The following is a 20,856-nucleotide window of genomic DNA, read 5'->3' as shown; positions in this document are numbered from 1 at the left end:
GACGGACATGACCAGCACCGACATTCCCGCCGGCTTCGAGCCGCACTTTCGCAAAGCCCCGCTCACCGATCCTTGGGAGCCGCTTTACTCCAGGAAGACCGACAACGGCGTCACCGTGGGATTGCGGCTGGCGAAACCGCACACCAACGCGCGCGGGCTGATCCATGGCGGCCTGATCGCGGCGCTGGCCGATGCCGCCATGGGCTACAGCTGCGCGCAGGCGACGGGCTGGACGACCTCGTTGGTCACGATCTCGCTGTCGGTCGACTATGTCGGCGCCGGCGAGATCGGCCAATGGCTCGCGGTCGAGGGTGAGGCGATCAAGACCGGCAGCACGATCTGTTTCGCGCAGTGCCTCGCGAAGGCCGACGGCGCCGTGATCGCCCGCGCCAGCGGCACCTTTCGCGTAGTGCCGAAGAAGGGGTGAGGGCGTCACCCGAATTTCCACTCCGCGGTCTCCACCACGAGATCGACGAAGGCACGCACCTTGGCGGAGAGCAGGCGCGAGGTCGGGTAGACGATGTGGATCGGCAACGCCGGCTGCTCGTATTTCGCCAACACGATTCTGAGCCGCCCGCGCCGCAGGCCCTCGGCAGCCTGATAGGCCAGCACCCGGGTCACGCCGCCGCCCGCCTCGGCATATTGCAGGGCGGCGTCGGCGCTGTTGCTGGCGAAGCGTGGATTCGGCGCCACCTCGATGTCGCGGCCGTCCTGCACGAAGCGCCAGTTCGCGGATGGACCGAAGGCGATGGTCTGGTGCCCGAGCAATGCCTCCGGCGTCTTCGGCTCGCCATGGCGCTTGAGATAGCCAGGTGTCGCCACCACGATCCGCCGCATCTCGCCGACCTGGCGCGCGACGAGGGAGGAGTCGGCGAGATGGCCGATCCGCACCGCGACGTCGACGGCATCTTCCACGAGATTGACCAGGTTGTCCGACAGCCGCAATTCGCAGGCGACCTCGGGATAGCGCTTGAGGTAGGCGATCATGACAGGCCCGACATGGAGCCGGCCAAAGCCGACCGGCGCCGACACCACCAGCCGCCCGCTCGGTCGGTTGCGCTCCTCCCGTGCCGAGCCGTCGGCCTCCTCGACATCGGCGAGGATGCGACGCGCGCGCTCGAGATAGCGCGTGCCGACGTCGGTCAGGGTCACTTGACGGGTGGTCCGCTGCAACAGCCGCGCGCCAAGATGCTCCTCCAGCGCCGCGATCAGCCGCGTCACCGCGGAGGGGGACAGCCGCAGTTTTCGTGCCGCCGGCGCGAAGCCGCGCAGGTCGGCGACGGTGACGAAAACATGCATGGCTTCGAGGCGATCCATGGCATTATTGCATATAACGCAACGATGAAGTGTCAAGCGGGATGATTGTTTTAGCCGGCGGGAGGTCCATTTTGGATGGCGAAGACGCAGGGATGCGCCGGGATTTCAGGAGATGTTCCGATGACGGCAACTCACACCTACGCCAGCGACGTGGCGTTCACGCCGGCGGTGAAGTCGATCCAGACCCGAAAGGGATCACGCGAAGGCTATGCCCATGCCGAGCAGCGCGGCTGGCGCACCGAGGTCGATGAGAACCTCGCGGCGTTCCTGGCCGACGCCAACAGCTTTTATCTCGCCACGGCATCGGCCGACGGCCAGCCCTACATCCAGCATCGTGGCGGCCCGAAGGGCTTCTTGAAGGTGCTGGACAAGCAGACGCTGGCTTTCACGGACTACGCCGGCAATCGGCAATACATCACGCAGGGAAACCTGTCTGAAAATCCCAAGGCCTACATCTTCGTGATGGACTACGCCCATCGCCGCCGGGTGAAGATCTGGGGCGAAGCGCGGGTGGTCGAGGACGACGAGGCGCTGACGACATCGCTGATGCCGAAAGGCTATCGCGCCCGGCCCGAGCAGGTGATCCTGTTCAAGATCGAAGCGTGGGACACGAACTGCCCGCAGCACATCCCGCAGAAGTTCGACGCTGGAGATGTGGCGGCGGCGCTGGCGGCAAGGGATGCGAAGATCGCGGAGCTGGAAGCAGAGCTCGCGGCGCTGAAGGGTGACAAGGGGGCAAGCTAGGCCACGATCTTCGTCTCTCCCTGAATCCTCCGATGTCATGCCCCGCGAAGGCGGGGCATCCAGTACGCCGCGGCGCCTCGGTTCAAGCACAGGTCTCTGGAATACTGGATCGTCCGCCCCTGTGCGCAATTGCGCACTAGGCGGACGATGACAGATTAGTTTGAGGAAGCGCGTCTCGAAGTTACAACACACTCGCCCCTTCGTGCTGGAAGCCGAGATAGCTCGCCGCCACGCGCTCATTCGCCGCGATGTCGCTGGCCTTGCCGCTGAGCACGAACTCGCCGAGCTCCATGACATAGGCCTGATCCGCGATCTTCAATGCCGCCTGCGCGTTCTGCTCGACCAGCAGCACGGAGACGCCGGCGGCGCGCAGTTCGGTGACGATGCGGAAAATGTCGGCGACGATGATCGGGGCGAGGCCGAGGCTCGGCTCGTCCAGCATCAGGAGCTTGGGCTCGCCCATCAGTGCGCGGCCCATTGCGAGCATCTGCTGCTCGCCGCCGGAGAGCGTGCCGGCGAGCTGCTTGCGCCGCTCCTTGAGCCGCGGAAACAGCGTGTAGACCCGCTCCATCGAGGCTTTCGCCTTGCTTCTCTCGATGCGGAAGGCCCCTAACTCGAGATTGTCCTCGACATTCATGGTCACGAACAATTCGCGGTGCTCGGGAACGAGGCCAAGCCCCATGGCGACGCGGTCCTCGATGTCGAGCCGCGACAGGTCCTGACCTGCGAATGAAACGCGCCCTTTCAGCGGCAAAATGCCGATGATGGCGGAGAGCAGCGTGGTCTTGCCGGCACCGTTGGCGCCGACGATGGTGACGATCTGGTTCTGGCCGACTTCGAGCGAGACCGAGCGCACGGCCTCGACCTTGCCATAGGCGACATGGGCGTTGGCGACGGACAACAGCGCGCTCATGCCGCCACTCCGAGATAGGCCTTGATCACTTCGGGATTGGTCTTGATCGTGGCCGGCGTTCCTTCCGCGATCTTGGTGCCGAAATCGAGCACCACGATGCGGTCGGCGAGGTTCATGACGAAGCCCATGTCGTGCTCGACCAGCAGGACGCTCATGCCGCCGTCGCGCAGCTCGCGCAGCAGCGTCGCGAGCCGCTCCTTCTCCATGTGGCGCAGGCCGGCGGCCGGCTCGTCGAGCAGCAGCAGCATCGGATCGACGCACAACGCACGGGCGATCTCGACGATCCGTTGCTGTCCCAGTGAGAGCGAGCCTGCGAGCTGATGCATCTGCTCGCCAAGTCCGACCCGCTCGATCTGGCGGGTGGCTTCGGCGAGCAGCTTTGCCTCATCAGTGCGGTCGAGCCGCAGCATCGAGGAGATCGGCCCCGAATGGCCGCGCAGATGGGCACCGATCGCGACGTTTTCCAGCACGGTCATATCAGGCACCAGCTTGACGTGCTGGAAGGTGCGGGAGATGCCGAGCTTGACGATCTCCTGCGGCGGCGCCCTGTCGACCTTGTTGCCGAGCACGGAGATCGAGCCCGAGCTGGCCGACAGCACGCCGGTGATCAGGTTGAAGGTGGTGCTCTTGCCGGCGCCGTTGGGGCCGATCAGCGCGACGATCTCGCGAGCCTGGACGTCGAAGGAGACGTTGTTCACCGCGACCACGCCGCCAAATTGTTTCCGCGCCTTCTCGACCTGGAGCAGGACGCTGGATTGGCCGGGCGAGCGGGTGCGCTGCTCCAGTTTCAGCGAAGTGTCTGGCTTCTTGCCACTGGTACGCTGGGGCAGGAACGACATCAGCCAGGGCCAGACGCCGCCGGGTGCGAGCTGGAGCAACGCCACCAGCATGATGCCGAACACGATGGTCTCGACCTGGCCCGAGCCGGGCAGGATCAACGGCAGGTAGCTCTGCAGCACTTCCTTCAGGACCACGACCAGCGCCGCGCCCAGGACGCCGCCCCAGACATAGCCGGCGCCGCCGACCACGGCGATGAAGAGATACTCGATGCCCGCCTGCGCGCCGAACGGCGTCGGGTTCACCGCGCGCTGAAGATGGGCGTAGAGCCAGCCGGAGAGGCCGGCGAGCACGGCGGCATGGATGAACACCAGCATTTTCGCCCGCGGGGTGTGCACGCCGAACGCCTCGGCCGCGACATGGCCGCGCCGGAGCGCGCGGATGGCGCGGCCGGTGCGGGAGTCCAGCAGGTTCATCGTGAGCAACGCCGAGAGGATCACGGCAACCCAGATCGCGTAGTAGATCGAGCCGGGCGAGAGCATTTTGAACGAGCCGATCGACAGCGGCGGGATCGCCGAGATGCCGTCGTTTCTTCCCAAAAATTCCAGCTTGCTGAAGAGATAGAACAAGCCGAGTCCCCAGGCGAGCGTGCCGAGCGGCAGATAATGGCCGGAGAGACGGACGGTGACGAGGCCGAGCAGCACCGCCAGCAATCCGCTGACCAGCAGCGACAGTGGTAGCGTCAGCCAGGGCGACATGCCGTAGGTTGTCGACAGCACCGCGGTGGTGTAGGCGCCGAAGCCGACGAAGGCCGCTTGTCCAAACGAGGTCAGGCCGCCGACGCCGGTCAGCAGCACGAGGCCCATCGCGACCAGGGCCGCGAGGCCGATATTGTCGAGCAGCACGATCCAGAATGGGGGCATGCCCGGAACAAACGGGATCGCCGCCATGATCAGCGCGAAGATGAGGATGGGGAGCCGGCTCTGCATCTTGGCGTCAGTCCTTCTCTTCCTCGACCGCAGGCGCCGCGAGCGAGCGCAGCAGCAGCACGGGAATCAAGAGCATGAAAACGATCACCTCCTTGTAGTTGGAGGCATAGAAGGACGAGAACGCCTCGACGATGCCGACGACTAGCGCCGCGACGGCGGTGAGGGGGTAGCTGACAAGCCCGCCGATGATCGCGGCGACAAAGCCCTTCAGGCCGATCAGGAAGCCCGAGTCGTAATACAGCGTCGTGATAGGCACGATCATGATGCCCGACAGTGCGCCGATGACGGACGCCAGCAGGAAGGCGATCTGACCGGATAGCGTGGTGCGGATGCCGACGAGCCGGGCACCGAGCCGGTTCACAGCGGTCGCGCGCAGCGCCTTGCCGTAAAGTGTCAACCCAAAGAACAGCCACAGCCCGACGATGAAGGCGATGGTAATGCCATAGACCGTGATGCTCTGGCCGGTGAAGCGCAGCGCACCGCTGGTGAAGGAGCCGGACAGCACGGCAGGTCCGCGCTGGCCTTCGGCGCCGAAGAACAAAAGGCCCAAACCCTGAAGCGCGAGGTGAACGCCCACCGAGGCGATCAACAGCACCAGCACGGAGGTGTGCGCCAGCGGCTGGAATGCGATGCGGTAGAGAAACAGGCCGATCATCGCCACGATCACCAGCGACAGTGCGATGCAGACCGCAACCGGCGGCTTCTGAGCGGCGTAGTAGACGGTCAGCGCCAGCACGATGGCCGGCAGCACGATATTGGTGATGACGCTGCGCAGGATCAGGCGTCCGTGCAGCGCCTTGCGCGCGGCGAACAGGTCGAACGCGAAGGCGCCAATGCCCAGGGCGAGCGCGAGTTTCGCCGTACCCGGCATCTGGCCCGCGGCCAGCGAGGCATAGGTCAGCGCGCCATAGGTGACGAATTCGCCTTGGGGAATGAGGATGACGCGGGTGACGGCGAACACCAGCACCAGCGCCAGGCCGAGCAGCGCATAGATCGCGCCATTGGTGATGCCGTCCTGCAGCAGGAACAGCATGATGGTGGTATTCAAGACCGGACGCTCCCCCTCAAAGATTCAGGACCGGTCCCCTGATTGTGGTGGACGGTCCGCTCACAGCCATTGAACAGCGCTGACGATATTTGATATGGTCCATAACAATTATCAAATATAACATCAAGGGTGGCGAACGATCCTCCCGAACTTAACGGGATTGCGAGCATGAGGCGATGACCGTTTCCAAAACCGCTGAAAAGTCCTCTGAAAAACCCGCCGAGACCGCCAAGGGCCGCAAGGACGCGGCCGACGGGCCTGGTGAAGCCCTCCAGCTCGGCGAGCTCTCGGAGCAGCTCGGCTATGTCCTGAAGCGGGCACAGCTCAAGGTGTTCGAGAACTTCCTGCGCTGCATGGCCTCGCTCCAGCTCACGCCGGCGCAGTTCTCCGTGCTGCTGCTGGTCGAGAAAAACCCCGGCCGTAACCAGACCGAGATCGCCTCCACCCTCGGCATCCTGCGCCCGAATTTCGTGGCGATGCTCGACAATCTCGAGAGCCGCGACCTTTGCGCGCGGATCCGCTCCACCAACGACCGCCGCTCGCACATCTTGGTGCTGACCGACAAGGGCAAGGCCGTGCTGGCCCGCGCCAAGAAGCTCGTCGCCACCAAGCACGAGGCCCGGCTGAACGAGCTGCTCGGGCCGTCCAACCGCGAAGCCCTGCTCGGGATGCTCTCGAAGATCGCCAACGAGTTTTGACGGTTGATTGCCCGGCGACCGGGCATCAAACCCGGAAGCGCGGGCGGGCTGGCGGCGGTTATGCCGCAGAGCGAACCGGTCGGGCATGGCAGGTGTTTTCGCGGACAGGAAATGGCGCTCGATTTCCTCGGCGGGCAACGGAGGGCTGAACAAATAGCCCTGCATTTCCGTGCAGCCCTCCGCTGCGATCCGGTCCCGTTGCTCCTCGCTCTCCACCCCCTCCGCCGTCGTCGTCATGCCCATCCCGCGCGCCAGTGCCGCCACCGCCCGCACGATGCTGAGGGATGCCGCATTGTTTTCCACGCCGCTGACGAAAGACCGGTCGATCTTGATCTTGTCGAAGGGGAAGCATTGCAGATAGGTCAGTGACGAATAGCCGGTGCCGAAATCGTCCATGGCGACCTTGATGCCCAGCGCCCGGAGCTGGTGCAGCGTCGTCAGCGTTCCGTTCCTGTCCTGCAGAAACACGCTTTCCGTGATCTCGATCTCCAGCCGCCGCGGATCGAGGCCGGAGGCCGCCAGCGCGCCGACGATCACCTCCGTCAGGCCCGGCTGGCGGAATTGCACCGCCGAGATGTTGACGGCGACGTGCAGATGGTCCGGCCATCGGCTTGCAGTGCCACAGGCCTGCCGGATCACCCATTCGCCGATCGGCACGATCAGGCCGATCTCTTCCGCAAGCGGGATAAAGCTGTTGGGCGCGACCAGTCCGCGCCGGGGATGTCGCCAGCGGATCAAGGCTTCGAAGCCGCTGATCTCGCCGCCGTCGGTCTTCACGACCGGCTGGTAGTGCAGTTCGAACTGGCCGGCGGCAAGGCCGTTGCGCAGGTCCTGCTCCAGCCCGCGACGGCTTTGCGCTTCTTCGCCCATGGCCGGTTCGAAGAAGCAGTGCATGCCGCGGCCGTCGCTTTTCGCGCGATACAGGGCCAGATCGGCATTGTGCAGGAGTTGCTCGGGCGTCGAGCCGTCGCCAGGCGCAATCGCGATCCCGATGCTCGCGCCCGCAATGGTCTGGTGTCCGTCGAGCCCGAACGGAGCACTCAGCGTCCTGACAACGTCGCGCGCCAGCAGGTCCGCCTCGCTCGAATCGGAAATCGGCGTCTGGAGGATCACGAATTCATCGCCACCCATGCGCGCGACCGTATCGCTGTCGCGCGCGAGCTGCTTGAGGCGGCGGCTGACATCCTGCAGCAGGATGTCGCCGGCCTGGTGGCCCAGGGTGTCGTTGACGGCCTTGAACTTGTCGAGATCGACGTGGTGGATCGCGAACATCCCGCCCTGTTCGAGCGCCTGCTTGAGGCGCTGACCGAGCAGGGCGCGATTGGCGAGGTCCGTCAGCGCGTCGTAGTGCGCCATATGCGCGATCTGCAATTCCGCCTTGCGCTGCTCGGTGATGTCTTCGTGGGTCGCGACCCACCTGAGATCGGGCATCGGTCGGTGCCTGATCTGAAGGTTCGCCCGTTCTGCATCTCGACGATGCTGTCCATGGCCTCGGCTGACATGGCGACATCGGTCCGCCATTTGGCGTATTCCTCCCGCGTCATCGCCGGCACGCTGCCGACCTCGTAGCGTAGGTCGAGGATCTCCTGGAGCGGCGTGCCCGGACGAACGCGGTCGGGCGGCAGGCCGTACATCTCGATAAAGTGCGTGTTGCAGACCACCAGCCGATGGTCGGCGCTGAAGAAGCAGAGTCCGTGCGACATGTTGTTGATCGCGATGTCGAACTGAAAATTGCGCTCCTGCAACCGCCGACTGAGCTCTTCGCGCTCTGTAATGTCCTCGTGCGTCGCCATGCCGCCGCCGTCGGGCAGGGGATGAATGGTGTAGGCGATGATTCGTCCGTCGGCGAATTGCTGGACCGTCTGCTCACTGACGACCGAACCCTCGGTGCGGGCACGGACATAGGCGCCGGCTTCTCCGCCGATGCTCAGGCCCAGTTTGAGCCGATGCTCGATCAGGTCCTTGATCGGCGTGCCCGGGTGCACCTGGTCGGGCGAGAGCGCGTACATCTCGCGGTAGATCAGCCCGACAATTCGCCCAATTTCGCGACATGTTCCTGAAACTGCGGCGAACGCGAGGTTAAGGGCGGCGATGCCCGCCCCCTGGAAAAGAGGACACCGACGAGAATTCAGAGATCGTTAACCATGTCGTCCGCCGAACCGCGCGGGGCGCCGGCGGGATGGCGATGCCACCGTGTCAGTCGACCAGGATTACCCTGATGTCGTTCACATTGGTCAGCGTGGGCCCCGGCAGCAACAGGTCGCCCGTCGCCTCGAAGAACGTGGTCGCGTCGTTGTTGTCGAGATAGGCCTGCGGCTGCAGCCGCTGCGCCGCCATCTTCGCGAACGTCGCCGCGTCGATCAGCGCGCCGGCGGGATCAGTGGGATTGCCGGCACCGCCATCGGCGCCGTCGGTGTCGCCGGCGAGCGCGGAGATGTCAGGCGTGTCCTTCAAGAGGCCGGCGAGCGCCAGCGCGTATTCCTGGTTCGGGCCGCCGCGGCCATTGCCGCGCACGGTGACCGTGAGCTCGCCGCCGGAGAGGATCGCGACACGCTTGCCCTGCGCGCGGGCCTGAAGCGCCAGCCTGGCGTGATCGGCGGCAACGTCGCGGGCCTCCCCTTCGAGGTCGGCGCCGAGATCGATCGTCTCGTAACCGGCCTCATGCGCGAGTTTGACCGCAGCGTCGAGCGATTGCTTCGGACGTGCGATCAATTCGAAATGCGCGCGCGCGAAGGCGGCATCACCGGGCTTGCAGCTCTCGTTGGCGGGGTCGTCCAGCGCGCGGCGGACGGCATCGTCGATGTCGAGCTTGTACCTGGCGACGATGGCGCGCGCATCATTGAGCGTGGTCGGATCGGGCACGGTCGGACCGGAGGCGATTGCGGAGGGATCGTCATGCGGCACGTCGGAAATCGCAAGCGTCACGATCTCGGCGGCATTTTTGCCGGCGCGCGCCAGCCGCCCGCCCTTGATCCGCGACAGATGCTTGCGCACGACATTCATCTCGCCGATCGGCGCGCCGGAGCGGAGCAGCGCCTTGTTGACCGCCTGCTTCTGCCCGAAGCTGATGCCGTTGACGGGCGCGATCCAGTTCGCCGAGCCGCCGCCGGTGAGCAGCACCAAGAGCAGATCGTCCGGCCCGGCCTCGGCCGCGAGCGCCAGCGTGTCGGCCGCGCCCTTCAGGCCGGCTTCGTCGGGCACGGGATGACCGGCCTCGACCACGCGGATGCGGCGCGTCGGCACGCCGTAGCCGTGACGCGTGGTGGCGATGCCGACGAGGCGTTCCGGTGCGAGCCCGAGCGTGTCGAGATAATGCCGCTCGGCGGCGGCGGCCATCGCGGCCGCGCCCTTGCCGGCGGCGAGACAGATCACGCGTCCCTTTGGCGCGGGCCGCAGGTGCGGCGCCAGAATTGTGCTCGGATGAGCGGCGGCAACGGCGGCGTCGTAGAGCGCGCGGAGCAGGGGGCGTCGGTCGGTCATGACGAAGGGCCTTGAGCGGACAGGAAAGACTGGCGGCGAACGCGCCGCTCACCTGCCTACCGCATCATGCGCCAAAGCGTAAGCCGGCTTTGCCATCATTCGATTGTGCAATCGCGTGATCATAATCGCCGCGCAAGCAAAAACCCCCTGCGATGGTTCGCAGGGGGTTTCCGTCGTCGCGTCCTTGATGGGGCTAACCGCCGACGTCGGCGCTGATCACGTCTCCGAACAGCTCAAACTTCTCGCCTTTGAACTTCTCGAGTTGAAGCTGGCTGATCGGCGCGAAATCGGTCGGCGAGGTGTTGATCTTCACGCCCGGCAGCAGGGCCTCGGTGCGGAAGTCCTTCAGATTCGCCGCTTGCTTCATGACGTTCTCGCGCGTGAGATCGTCACCGCACTGCTTCAAGACCTGAACCAGGGTCTGGGCCACGGCATAGCCGACGATCGTGCCCTTATCGAGCTTGTCGCCCTCGGGGAAGTATTTGGTCATGAAGGCGAGAAAGTCCTTCATGCCGGCATCATTGGCCCACTGCGGATCCGATACGTCCTTCAGATAATCGGCCGAGATGATGTCCTGGCCGTTCTCGAAGCCGGCAGGCTTCATCACGCTGCCGACGGAGGCAGAGACGTTGTTGAGGAAGTGCAGCGGCTTCCAGCCGATCTCGGCGTTCTTCTTGATCGCCTGGGCTGCGAATTTCGGCGTCGTGATGTTCATGAAGACGTCGGCGCCGGTCGACTTCAGCTTGACGATGTGGTTGTCGATGGTCGGTTCGGAGGTCTCGTAGCTCTCCTCCACGACGATCATCGACGCGGCTTTGGCGCCGAGGCCGTCCTTCAGGCCCTTGAGATAATCCTTGCCGTAATCATCGTTCTGGAACAGCACGGCGATCTTGGCGTCGGGCTTGTTCTTCAGCAGCCACTTCGCGTAGATCTGCGTCTCGCTCTGGTAGTTGGGCTGCCACCCCATGGTCCAGGGGAAGTTCTGCGGATCGTTCCACTTGGTGGCGCCGGTGGCGACGAAGAGCTGCGGCACCTTCTTCGAGTTCATGTATTTGTGGATCGCCGAGTTCGGCGGCGTGCCGAGCGAGTTGAAGATGAACAGCACCTCGTCGCTCTCGACCAGCTTGCGCGCCTGCTCCACCGTTTTCGGCGGCGAGTAGGCGTCGTCGTAGCTGATGAAGTTGATCTTGCGACCGTTGATGCCGCCTTCGTCGTTGATCTTCTTGAAATAGGCGGCTTCGGTCCGTCCGATGATGCCGTAGGCGGAGGCCGGTCCGCTGTAAGGCATGATGTTGCCGACCTTGATCTCGGTATCGGTCGCGCCGGTGTCGTATTTCTTCTGGGCCGATGCAGTGGAGGCCGAGGCCGCAATGAGCGCGAGCGCCAGTGACGCGGCCGCAAGTTTGCCGGTGACAGCGGGCATTCCTATCTCCCTATTTTCTTGGTGTGTGTGCGTCCCTTTTCTTGTGTTGCCTGTTTTTGGTGACGCAGCCGCAATTCAATACGATTTACCTGATGCCTACAACAGAAAGCCCCTGCGGCGGGGTCGCGGGGGCTGCTTCTTTAGTAGTCAGGGGCGGCCGCGCGCTCGTGTGCGACTGCGAGAAGAGGCATCCGCTTGAGTTGATGAACCGATCAGGAGCGAGTTTGAGTTGCGCGGCTTCAGTGGTCGAGCTCGCTCGAGATCACGTCCCCGAACAGCTCCCACTTCTTGCCCTTGAAGCGCATCATCTGGAGCTGCTCGATCGGGGCGAAATCGTCGGCTGCGGTGTTGATCTTGATGCCTGGCAACAGCGTGTCGGGCTGGAAATCCTTCAAGGAGGCGGCCTGCTTCATGACGTTGTCGCGGGTGAGGTCGTCACCGCACATTTGCAGCACCTTCACCATGGTCTGCGCGGCGGCATAGCCGAACACCACGCCGGCATCGAGCTTGTTGGCCTTGGGATCGTATTTGGCGAGGAAGTTGTAGAATTTCTTCATGCCGTCATCGGCATTCCATTGCGGGTCGGAGGCGTCCTTGGTGTAGCTCGCCGACAGGATCCCTTGCGAGATCTCGAGCCCCGCCGGCTCGAGTACGCCGCCGACCGAGGCCGAGACGTTGGAGATGATGTGGACCGGATGCCAGCCGATCTCGGCCGCCTTCTTGATCGCCTGCGCTGCAAATTTCGGGGTGGTGATGCTGACGAAAATGTCGGCGCCGGAGGCCTTCAATTTCACAACGTGCTCGTCGATTGCCGGCTCCGACGTGTCGTAACCGTCTTCCAGCACGATCATCGAGGCCTTGGGTCCAAGGCCATCCTTCAGCCCTTTCAGGTAGTCCTTGCCGAAATCGTCGTTCTGATAGAGCACGCCGATCTTGCCGTCCGGCTTCTCCTTCATGATGTATTTGGCGTAGATGCGCGCCTCGCTGGCGTAGCTCGGCTGCCAGCCCATGGTCCAGGGATATTGCTTCGGATCGTTCCACTTCGAAGCGCCGCTCGCCACGAACAATTGCGGCACCTTCTTCTCGTTCATGTATTTGCGGATGGCGCCGTTGGTGGAGGTGCCGAGCGAGCCGAAGATCAGCAGCACCCCGTCGCTCTCGACCAGCTTGCGGGCCTGCTCCACCGTCTTCGGCGGCGAATAGCCGTCGTCGTAGGAGATGAACTTGATCTTGCGGCCGCCGATGCCGCCCTCGGCATTGATCTTGTTGAAATAGGCTTCCTCGGCCTTGCCGATCGCCGCATAGGCGGAGGCCGGGCCGCTATAGGGCATGATGTTGCCGATTTTGATCTCGGTATCGGAAGCGCCGCTGTCGTATTTCTTCTGCGCCAGGACCGGGCCGCTCATCGCAGTGCACAACGCGAATGCGGCCAGAACGCCCGCAACCTGAAATCGAACGGCAGTCATCTTTCTCCACCCGGAACGGATCGCCGCCGCATTGAACAAGATTGATGCGGGACGTCAACAAAAAGCCCCCGCGATTCGTTCGCGGGGGCTTCTCGATGTGTCGGACTATAGCGTCAGAGCGTCACTCCGTGGCGATGTCGCCGCTGATGATCTCGCCGAAGAGTTCCCACTTCTCGCCCTTGAAACGCTGCATCTGGAGCTGGGCGATCGGGGCGAAGTCGGTTGGGCTGGTGTTGATCTTGACGCCGGGCAGCAGGGTATCCGGTGCGAAATCCTTCAACGAGGCCGCCTGCTTCATGATGTTGGCCCGGGTCAGATCGTCGCCGCACATCTCCAGGACCTTGGCCAGCGTCGACGCCGCGCCGTAGCCGTAGACCATGCTGGTGTCGGACTTGTCGGCACCCGGCATGTACTTGTCGACGAACTCGTTCCACTTCTTCATGCCGGGGTCGTTGGCCCACTGCGGGTCCGTGGAGTCCTTGGCATAGGCCGCCGACAGCACGCCCTGCGAGGCCTCGAAGCCGGCCGGCTTCATCACGCTGCCGACCGAGATCGACACGTTGGTGAGGATCTGCAGCGGCTTCCAGCTCAGCTCGGCGGTCTTCTTGATGGTCTGGGCCGCGAACTTCGGCGTCGCGTAGATCAGCAGGACGTCGGGATTGGCCGCCTTGATCTTGACGATGTGACCGTCGATCGAGGGTTCGGACACCTCGTAGCTTTCTTCCATGATGATCATGGACGCGCCCTTGGCGCCCAGGCCGTCCTTGGTGCCCTTGAGGTAGTCTTTGCCGAAATCGTCGTTCTGATAGAGGATCGCGATCTTGGCGTCCGGCTTTTCCTTCAACAGCCATTTCGCGTAGATCTGCGCTTCGCTCTGGTAGGACGGCTGCCAGCCCATGGTCCAGGGGAAGTTCTTCGGGTCATTCCACTTGGTGGCGCCGGTGGCGACGAACAGCTGCGGGATCTTCTTGGCGTTGAGGTATTTCTGGATCGCGCTGTTCGAGGGCGTGCCGAGCGGGTTGAACACGACGATCACCTCGTCGCTCTCGACCAGCTTGCGGACCTGCTCGACGGCCTTCGGCGGCGAATAGCCGTCGTCATAGGTGACGAAGTTGATCTTGCGGCCGTTGATGCCGCCCTTGTCGTTGATCATCTTGAAGTAGGCTTCTTCGGTCTTGCCGATGATGCCATAGGCCGAGGCCGGACCGCTATACGGCATGATGTTGCCGATCTTGATCTCGGTATCGGACGCGCCGGTGTCATATTTTTTCTGGGCGAATGCGGCGCCGGAGGTGAGAGTGATGACCGCCGTTGCCGTCACCAGCGCAGCGGTTCGCAGTGTTCTTTCAAAAAACAATTCGGGTCTCCTTAGCTTAATCAACGGGTTGTCAGTTCTTTCTGAGCCGGCCGACGAGTTGCTGGCCCATGATCGCAATCTGCCTCGCGCCGTGCGGCACGAGGTAGATGACGGCGAACAGGAGTACGCCGAACACCGCGCCGGAGAGGCCCTTGGAGATGCCCTCCGCCATGTTCGGCACGAAAATGATGAAGGCGGCGCCGACGAACGAGCCGGGCAGCCAGCCGACGCCACCGACGACCATGCCGAGGAACAGCGAGATCGCCAGCGTGATCGTGTAGCTGTCGGGCGCGACGAACTGCACGGCGATGGCGCCAAGCGAGCCGGCAACGCCGGTGATGCCGGCGGACACGCCGAAGGCCAGCGTCTTGTACAGTGCGACGTTGACGCCCATCGAGGAGGCCGCGATCTCGTTGTCGCGGATCGCCATGAAGGCGCGGCCCGACCGGGAGCGCAGCAGGTTGACCGAGAAGATGTAGATCGCGAGCACGACGGCGAGCGAGAAGTAGTAGAGCCAGGTGTCCTGCGACATAGGCAGCCCGAACGGCGCGTCGGGCTTGGTGACGACGAGGCCCTGCACGCCGCCGGTCCAGTGCTCGAGGAAGTTCAGCTTCAGCAGCTGCGGCATCGCGGTGGCAAGCGCAAAGGTCGCGAGCGCGAGATAGACGCCCGACAGCCGCAGCGCCGGCTTGCCGAACAGGTAGCCGAATGCGAAGCAGACCGCGGCGGAAATCGGAATTGTCAGCGCATAGTTGACGTTGAAGTACTCCATCAGCACCGCCGACGTATAAGCGCCCACGGCGTAGAAGGCGCTCTGGCCGAGCGAGAACTGGCCGGAGCCGCCCGTCAGGATGTTCAAGGCCAGCACCGCGAGCCCGTAGATCAGGAGCATCGTCATCTGGAAGATGATGAAGTTCTTGACGAACACCGGCACGATCAACAGCACCGCCAGCACCAACAGAGAGGTGCCCGTGCCCAGCGTCATCGCCCGCTTCGGAACCGCCTCGACGGCCGGGGCTTCCGTGACGACGTCTTCTGCAGCGCTCATGATCAAACTCGCTTGACGATTTGCCGGCCGAACAGGCCAGCGGGTTTGACGACCAGGACGGAAATGATCAGCGCGAGCGCGATCGGAAGCTTCAGCTCGTTGCCGACGCCGGGAATGTAGGTGCCGGCGAGGTTCTCGAAGACGCCGACCAGGAAGCCGCCGACCACGGCGCCGAACGGGCTGGTCAGTCCGCCGAGCACCGCCGCGGCGAAGCCGTAGATCAGCACGCCGCCCATCATATTGGGCTCGAGGAACACGACCGGTGCGATCAGCATGCCGGCGATCGCACCGATCGCGGACGCCATGCCCCAGCCGAGCGCGATCATCCAGCTCGTGTTGATGCCGACCAGTCGGGCCGATTCAGGCACGGAGGCGGCCGCGCGCATGGCGAGGCCGATCTTGGTGTACTGGAAGAAGAAGTAGAGGCCGAGCAGCAGCAGCACGGTGACGCCGATCATGCCGGCCTGGTGGGTCGAGATCAGCTGGCTGCCGAGGAAGGGCGAGGAGCCGAACGGGGTCGGATACTGCTTAATGGTGAAGTCCCAGATCAGGCCGGCCGAGGAGTTGATGATCGCGAACAGCGCGATAAAGCCGGCGACGTTGGTCAGCACCGGCGCCTTGGCGAGCGGCTTGAACAGGATGCGCTCGATCGCGATGCCGCCGACAAAGGACAATGCCAGCGTGATCACGAAGGCAGCCCAATATGGGATGCCCCATTGCATCAGCTGCCAGGAGATGAAGGTCGAGAACATCGCCATCTCACCCTGGGCGAAGTTGAGATGGTCGATCGCCTGATAGATCATGACCACGGCGAGCGCCATGCAGGCGTAGATCGCGCCCGTGGCGATGCCGGCCAGCACTTGGTTGGTGAACAGCTCCATCGTGCCGGCTCCTCAGTAACCCAGGTAGGATTTGCGGATTTCTTCGTTGTTCGCGATGTCCTTGGCGTTGCCCGACATCACGATGCGCCCGGTCTCGATCACATAGGCCTGGTCGGCGAGCTCCAGCGCGAGCTGGGCGTTCTGCTCGACCACCAGGATCGACACCTTGTCCTCGCGGTTGATCTTGCCGAGGATGCCGAACAGGTCGCGCACCACCAGCGGCGCCAGGCCGAACGAAGGCTCGTCCAGCAGCATCAGCCGCGGCCGCAGCATCAGGGCGCGGGCGACCGCCAGCATCTGCTGCTCGCCGCCCGAGAGCGTGCCGGCCTGTTGGGTATGCCGCTGCTTCAGCACCGGGAAATGCGCATACATGCGCTCGATGTCGGAGACGATGCCGGCGCTGTCCTTGCGGGTGATCGCGCCGAGCTGGAGGTTTTCCTCCACCGTCATGGTGGTGAAGGTGCCGCGGCCCTGCGGCACATGGGCGATGCCGAACCGCACGATGCTCTCGGTGGAGCGGTTGTTCAGCGGCTTGCCGTCGAACTCGATGCCGCCGGTTGAGCGCACCATGTTGCAGATCGCGCGCAGCGTGGTGGTCTTGCCGGCGCCGTTGGCCCCCAGCAACGTGGTCAGCGATCCCTCGCTGAGCGAGAAGGACAGACCGTGGAGGGCCTGGACCTGGCCGTAATAAGCGCGCAGGTCCTTGACGTTGAGCAGCGTCGTCATTGGTCCTTGCTCCCGAGATAGGCCTTGATGACGTCGGGATCCGCCTGCACCTGGGCGGGCGTGCCTTCCGCGAGCTTCTTGCCGAAATTCAGCGCGACGACGTGGTCGGCGATCGACATCACGAGGCCCATGTGATGCTCGACCAGCAGCACGGTCATGTGGCGTTCGTCGCGGATGCGGCGGATGAGGTCGCCGAGCACGTAGACTTCCTCGTGGTTGAGGCCGCCGGCGGGCTCGTCGAGCAGCAGGATCTTCGGATCGGCAGCGAGCGCGCGCGCCAGCTCGACGCGCTTCTGCGTGCCGAACGGCAGGCCCGACACGACGGTGTGGGCGACGTCCTCGAGGTCGAGATAGGCGAGGATCTCGTGCACCTTCTTGTTGACGTCGCTCTCGCTGCGGCGAACCCAGGCCAGCCGCAGCGAGTCGCTGATGATGTCGCTGGAGGTGCGGGCATGGGTGCCGACGCGGACATTGTCCATCACCGACAAATTCGGAAACAGCGCCACGTTCTGGAAGGTGCGGCCGATGCCGATCTCCGCGATCCGGTGCGGCGGGCGCGTCAGGATGCTCGCGCCCTCCATCAGGATGTCGCCGGACGACGGCTGGTAGAGCCGCGAGAGGCAGTTGAAGAGCGTGGTCTTGCCGGCGCCGTTAGGGCCGATCAAGCCGAGGATCTGGCCCTTGTGCATGTCAAAGGACACACCATTGAGCGCGACGATGCCGCCGAACACGACGCTGACGTCGCGAACCGCGAGCAGGGGCGATGTCCCCTGCGCGAGCTGTGCCTGCGTCATCTCGTCTCGCCCACTGTGTTCAGTGAGCGAAGGGGCGATGTGAACCGCTCCCGATGATGACAAAGGCTATCTGATCCCCTCGGCCACACGCGCAACTTTCCCTCCTGATTTCAGCTTTTTGCTGACGTCTTTTTTGGAATGCGGCATCAGACCCCCGAGTGCCGCTTCGATGTTCCTTACCATCGCAAGCAGACGCGGTCCAATGTCGTTGATCAAACGCTCTTCCGTGAAGCGGAATGCGGGCGCGCCGCAATTGAATGCGTAAGGACCGGTTCCGTCGTTGAGTCTGAGCGCGACGCCGGCGGCGCCGATGTCGTCGTGCCAGTCGCCGACCGAAATCGCAAATCCATATTTCGCGACCGTCTCGCCGGAGCGTTCCAACCCGTCGCGCATCTTGGGCCAGCGGCTGCCGTAATGTTCGCGCAAGACACGAGACAGTTCAGCGCGATTGTCTTCGTCGAGTGCCCAGAAATAGGCGCGGCCCATCGCGCTGGTTGCAATCGGCACGCGGGAGCCGACGTCCAGTTGAACGCCAACCGTCTCGCTGCCACGGCTCTGTCCGAAATAGATCATGCTGTGCCGGTCGCGGCCGCCGATGGCGACGGCGCCGCCGGTCGCACGCATCATTTCCTCGCGAAACGGCTCGGACAAATGCCGAACGCCGAGATTGGACAACGCGGCGTAGCCGAGCGCCATCGCGGCCGGCGCAAGCTGATATTTCTCGAAGCGGGGAACCGGCGTCAGATAGCCGAGCTTGGTCAAGGTATAGGTCAGCCGCGAAACGGTCGGCTTGGGCAAATTGGTGCGGGCCGCGATTTCCTGATTGCCAAGAAGTCCGTCGCTGGGCTGGAATGCGCGCAATACGTCAAGTCCGCGGGAAAGCGCGACGACGAAATTCCGATCGGTCGCTGTCTTCTTTCCTGTACGCTTCATCCCTGATCTGCTTCTTGCGCGGAGTCGTTGACAAGCCACGTGCTTCAAAATAACCCTGCCGTCAAGATGCGGAATTAAATTCTGCAGTGCGAAATTGAACAAAGTTACCCCACCAAGGAGGGACACCGTGAGCGAAGTGGTCAAGCTTGAGCGTCATGACGAAGTCGGGATCGTCACGGTCGACAGCCCTCCGGTCAACGCGCTGAGCGCCGCGGTTCGTGGCGGAATTCTGGAGTGCATCAAGGCCGCGGTCGCCGATCCCGCCATCAAGGGCATCGTGCTGACCTGTGCCGGCCGCACCTTCATCGCGGGCGCCGACATCACCGAATTCGGCAAGCCGCCGAAGCCGCCCGCCCTTAACGACGTGCTTTCCGAGATCGAGAATTCACCGAAGCCGGTCGTGGCCGCGATCCACGGCACCGCGCTCGGCGGTGGCCTCGAGGTCGCGCTCGCCTGTCATTTCCGCGTCGCGGTGAAGGAAGCCAAGCTCGGCCTCCCCGAGGTGAAGCTCGGCCTGCTGCCGGGCGCCGGCGGCACCCAGCGCCTGCCGCGCGCGGTTGGACCGGAGCTCGCGGTCAAGATGATCGTCGGCGGTGATCCGATCGGAGCGGCGGAAGCGCTGAAGAACGGTCTGATCGAGGAGATCGTCGAGGGTCCGGCCGCCGGTGGCGAAGCCTTCGTACGAAAGCTGCTGGCTGAAAAGCGTCCGCTGCGCCGCCTGCGTGACGACGACTCCAAGATCGCGGCGGCCAAGGCCGACCGCTCGATCTTCACCAATGCGGTCGCCGCCATGACCAAGAAGTCGCGCGGCCTGGAAGCGCCGTTCGCGGCGGCCGACGCCGTCGGCTACGCCATCGACCTGCCGTTCGACGAAGGTCTGAAGAAGGAGCGCGAGGGCTTCCTGAAGCTCGTCGCCAGCGATCAGTCCAAGGCGCAGCGTTATGCCTTCTTCGCGGAGCGCGAGGCCAGCAAGATCGCCGGCGTTCCTGAAGGGACCAAGCCGCGGCCCGTGAACCGCGTCGCCATCCTCGGCGCCGGCACGATGGGCGGTGGCATCGCGATGTCCTTTGCCAATGCCGGCATTCCCGTCACCCTGATCGAGACAGGCGAGGAGCAGCTCAAGCGCGGCATGGGCATCATGCAGAAGAACTGGGAAGCGACCGCGGCACGGGGCGGCATCCCGGCGGATGCGCCCGCGAAGCGCATGGCGCTGATCAACGGCGTCGTGGGCATCGAGAACGTCGGCGACGCCGACCTCGTCATCGAAGCCGTGTTCGAGACCATGGCAGTGAAAAAGGAAGTGTTCGGCAAGCTCGACCAGTACGTCAAGCCGGGCGCCGTGCTCGCCTCCAACACCTCCTACCTGAACATCGACGAGATCGCGAAGTCGACCAAGCGTCCGCAGGACGTGCTCGGCATGCACTTCTTCTCTCCCGCCAACGTCATGAAATTGTGCGAGATCGTGCGCGCCGACAAGACCGCGCCGGATGCCCTTGTGACGGCGGTCTCGATCGCGCGCAAAATCGCAAAAGTGCCGGCCGTGGTCGGCGTCTGCGACGGCTTTGTCGGCAACCGCATGCTGGCCCAGCGCGGCAAGCAGTCCGAGAAACTGCTGTTCGAAGGCGCGCTTCCGCAGCAGGTCGACGCCGTCGTGACGAAGTTCGGCATGCCGATGGGGCCGTTCGCGATGGGTGACCTCGCCGGCCTCGACATCGGCTGGCGCTCGCGCAAGGACCGCGGCATCAAGTCGGAGATCGCGGATGCGCTCTGCGAAGCCGGACGCTTCGGCCAGAAGACCGGCAAGGGCTATTACAAATACGAAGCCGGCTCCCGTTCGGCGCTGCCCGATCCCGAAGTCGAGAAGCTGATCGACGAGACGCTGCTTCGTTTGGGCCGCAAGAAGCGCGTCGTCAGCGACGATGAGATCCTCGAGCGCATGATGTACCCGATGATCAACGAGGGCGCGAAGATCCTGGAAGAGGGCATTGCCGCGCGCCCGTCCGATATCGACGTGGTCTGGCTCTATGGCTATGGCTGGCCGATCTACCGCGGCGGCCCGATGTTCTGGGCCGACACCGTCGGCCTCAAGCACATCGCCGATCGGCTCTCCTTCTACGCCAAGGAGACCAACGATCCGAGCCTCGAGCCCGCGCCGCTGCTGAAGAAGCTCGCGGCCGAAGGCAAGACCTTCGCCTCGCTCGCGGCGGGCTCGAAAGCGGCGTGATTGGATTGGCGGTGGCTGTGATGTCTCGTCCCGGGCAA

General features: G+C 64.1%; 18 protein-coding genes and 1 pseudogene. 4 read left to right on the top strand and 15 right to left on the bottom strand.

All coding sequences use genetic code 11. The features are described from left to right. The first annotated feature begins 7 nt into the window (after positions 1–7). Complete coding sequence (locus IVB54_RS35135) at positions 8–427, top strand: PaaI family thioesterase (RefSeq protein WP_018458472.1); 420 nt, start codon at positions 8–10, stop codon at positions 425–427. Positions 428–432: 5 nt separating this feature from the next. On the opposite strand, the gene IVB54_RS35130 is transcribed toward IVB54_RS35135, so the two are convergent. Next, positions 433–1,317: a LysR family transcriptional regulator gene (locus IVB54_RS35130; RefSeq protein ID WP_018458473.1), complete on the bottom strand. Its 885-nt coding sequence runs from the start codon at positions 1,315–1,317 to the stop codon at positions 433–435. A gap of 120 nt (positions 1,318–1,437) precedes the next feature. Between IVB54_RS35130 and IVB54_RS35125 the strand changes: the two genes are divergently transcribed. After that, positions 1,438–2,061: a pyridoxamine 5'-phosphate oxidase family protein gene (locus IVB54_RS35125; protein ID WP_018458474.1), complete on the top strand. Its 624-nt coding sequence runs from the start codon at positions 1,438–1,440 to the stop codon at positions 2,059–2,061. A gap of 181 nt (positions 2,062–2,242) precedes the next feature. Here the strand turns inward: IVB54_RS35125 and IVB54_RS35120 are convergent, their stop codons facing one another. The 3 genes from IVB54_RS35120 to IVB54_RS35110 are packed head-to-tail and all read right to left on the bottom strand — an operon-like array spanning position 2,243 to position 5,788. Then, positions 2,243–2,974, bottom strand: a complete 732-nt coding sequence (locus IVB54_RS35120) for an ABC transporter ATP-binding protein (protein ID WP_018458475.1) — start codon at positions 2,972–2,974, stop codon at positions 2,243–2,245. Further along, positions 2,971–4,740, bottom strand: a complete 1,770-nt coding sequence (locus IVB54_RS35115; RefSeq protein WP_018458476.1) for a branched-chain amino acid ABC transporter ATP-binding protein/permease — start codon at positions 4,738–4,740, stop codon at positions 2,971–2,973. The genes IVB54_RS35120 and IVB54_RS35115 overlap by 4 nt, the downstream gene beginning before the upstream one ends. Positions 4,741–4,747: 7 nt before the next feature. Then, positions 4,748–5,788: a branched-chain amino acid ABC transporter permease gene (locus tag IVB54_RS35110; RefSeq protein WP_026233590.1), complete on the bottom strand. Its 1,041-nt coding sequence runs from the start codon at positions 5,786–5,788 to the stop codon at positions 4,748–4,750. Positions 5,789–5,964: 176 nt separating this feature from the next. On the opposite strand from IVB54_RS35110, the gene IVB54_RS35105 reads away from it, so the two are divergent. Then, the gene (locus tag IVB54_RS35105) at positions 5,965–6,486 is read left to right on the top strand and encodes a MarR family transcriptional regulator (protein ID WP_007605305.1); all 522 of its coding nucleotides are present in this window, start codon (positions 5,965–5,967) and stop codon (positions 6,484–6,486) included. A 198-nt stretch (positions 6,487–6,684) separates the two neighbouring features. On the opposite strand, the pseudogene IVB54_RS35100 reads toward IVB54_RS35105, so the two are convergent. The 11 genes and pseudogenes from IVB54_RS35100 to IVB54_RS35050 form a co-directional block, all read right to left on the bottom strand. Continuing rightward, positions 6,685–7,842, bottom strand: a pseudogene (locus tag IVB54_RS35100) (EAL domain-containing protein); the annotation flags it as partial. Further along, a complete protein-coding gene (locus IVB54_RS35095) occupies positions 7,821–8,495 on the bottom strand; it encodes a PAS-domain containing protein (RefSeq protein ID WP_026233591.1) in 675 nt (224 codons plus the stop codon). The gene IVB54_RS35095 and the pseudogene IVB54_RS35100, both read right to left, overlap by 22 nt. A 187-nt stretch (positions 8,496–8,682) precedes the next feature. Continuing rightward, on the bottom strand, positions 8,683–9,966 hold the full coding sequence (locus IVB54_RS35090; RefSeq protein WP_018458478.1) for a glycerate kinase: 1,284 nt from the start codon (positions 9,964–9,966) through the stop codon (positions 8,683–8,685). Between the two features lie 193 nt (positions 9,967–10,159). Beyond that, complete coding sequence (locus tag IVB54_RS35085) at positions 10,160–11,389, bottom strand: ABC transporter substrate-binding protein (RefSeq protein ID WP_018458479.1); 1,230 nt, start codon at positions 11,387–11,389, stop codon at positions 10,160–10,162. Between the two features lie 239 nt (positions 11,390–11,628). Beyond that, positions 11,629–12,855: an ABC transporter substrate-binding protein gene (locus IVB54_RS35080; protein ID WP_018458480.1), complete on the bottom strand. Its 1,227-nt coding sequence runs from the start codon at positions 12,853–12,855 to the stop codon at positions 11,629–11,631. A 121-nt stretch (positions 12,856–12,976) separates the two neighbouring features. Beyond that, a complete protein-coding gene (locus IVB54_RS35075) occupies positions 12,977–14,212 on the bottom strand; it encodes an ABC transporter substrate-binding protein (RefSeq protein WP_026233592.1) in 1,236 nt (411 codons plus the stop codon). 31 nt (positions 14,213–14,243) lie between these two features. Next, positions 14,244–15,260: a branched-chain amino acid ABC transporter permease gene (locus IVB54_RS35070; protein WP_026233593.1), complete on the bottom strand. Its 1,017-nt coding sequence runs from the start codon at positions 15,258–15,260 to the stop codon at positions 14,244–14,246. Positions 15,261–15,262: 2 nt separating this feature from the next. Next, positions 15,263–16,141 carry a branched-chain amino acid ABC transporter permease gene (locus IVB54_RS35065; RefSeq protein ID WP_007599708.1) on the bottom strand — a complete coding sequence of 293 codons (879 nt, stop codon included), beginning with the start codon at positions 16,139–16,141 and terminating at the stop codon, positions 15,263–15,265. 12 nt (positions 16,142–16,153) lie between these two features. Next, positions 16,154–16,867 carry an ABC transporter ATP-binding protein gene (locus IVB54_RS35060; RefSeq protein ID WP_007599709.1) on the bottom strand — a complete coding sequence of 238 codons (714 nt, stop codon included), beginning with the start codon at positions 16,865–16,867 and terminating at the stop codon, positions 16,154–16,156. Next, on the bottom strand, positions 16,864–17,661 hold the full coding sequence (locus IVB54_RS35055; RefSeq protein ID WP_007599710.1) for an ABC transporter ATP-binding protein: 798 nt from the start codon (positions 17,659–17,661) through the stop codon (positions 16,864–16,866). Before IVB54_RS35055 ends, IVB54_RS35060 begins: the two co-directional genes overlap by 4 nt. Positions 17,662–17,727: 66 nt before the next feature. Next, positions 17,728–18,594 carry an IclR family transcriptional regulator gene (locus tag IVB54_RS35050; RefSeq protein WP_018458483.1) on the bottom strand — a complete coding sequence of 289 codons (867 nt, stop codon included), beginning with the start codon at positions 18,592–18,594 and terminating at the stop codon, positions 17,728–17,730. A 127-nt stretch (positions 18,595–18,721) separates the two neighbouring features. On the opposite strand from IVB54_RS35050, the gene IVB54_RS35045 reads away from it, so the two are divergent. Continuing rightward, positions 18,722–20,818: a 3-hydroxyacyl-CoA dehydrogenase NAD-binding domain-containing protein gene (locus tag IVB54_RS35045; protein WP_247294167.1), complete on the top strand. Its 2,097-nt coding sequence runs from the start codon at positions 18,722–18,724 to the stop codon at positions 20,816–20,818. The last annotated feature ends 38 nt before the right edge of the window (positions 20,819–20,856 follow it).

Source organism: Bradyrhizobium sp. CW1, from assembly GCF_023100665.1.
GTDB classification, from domain to species: domain Bacteria; phylum Pseudomonadota; class Alphaproteobacteria; order Rhizobiales; family Xanthobacteraceae; genus Bradyrhizobium; species Bradyrhizobium canariense_D.
Note: the sequence above shows the minus strand (reverse complement) of the source record. Positions and strands in the feature narration are given on the sequence as shown.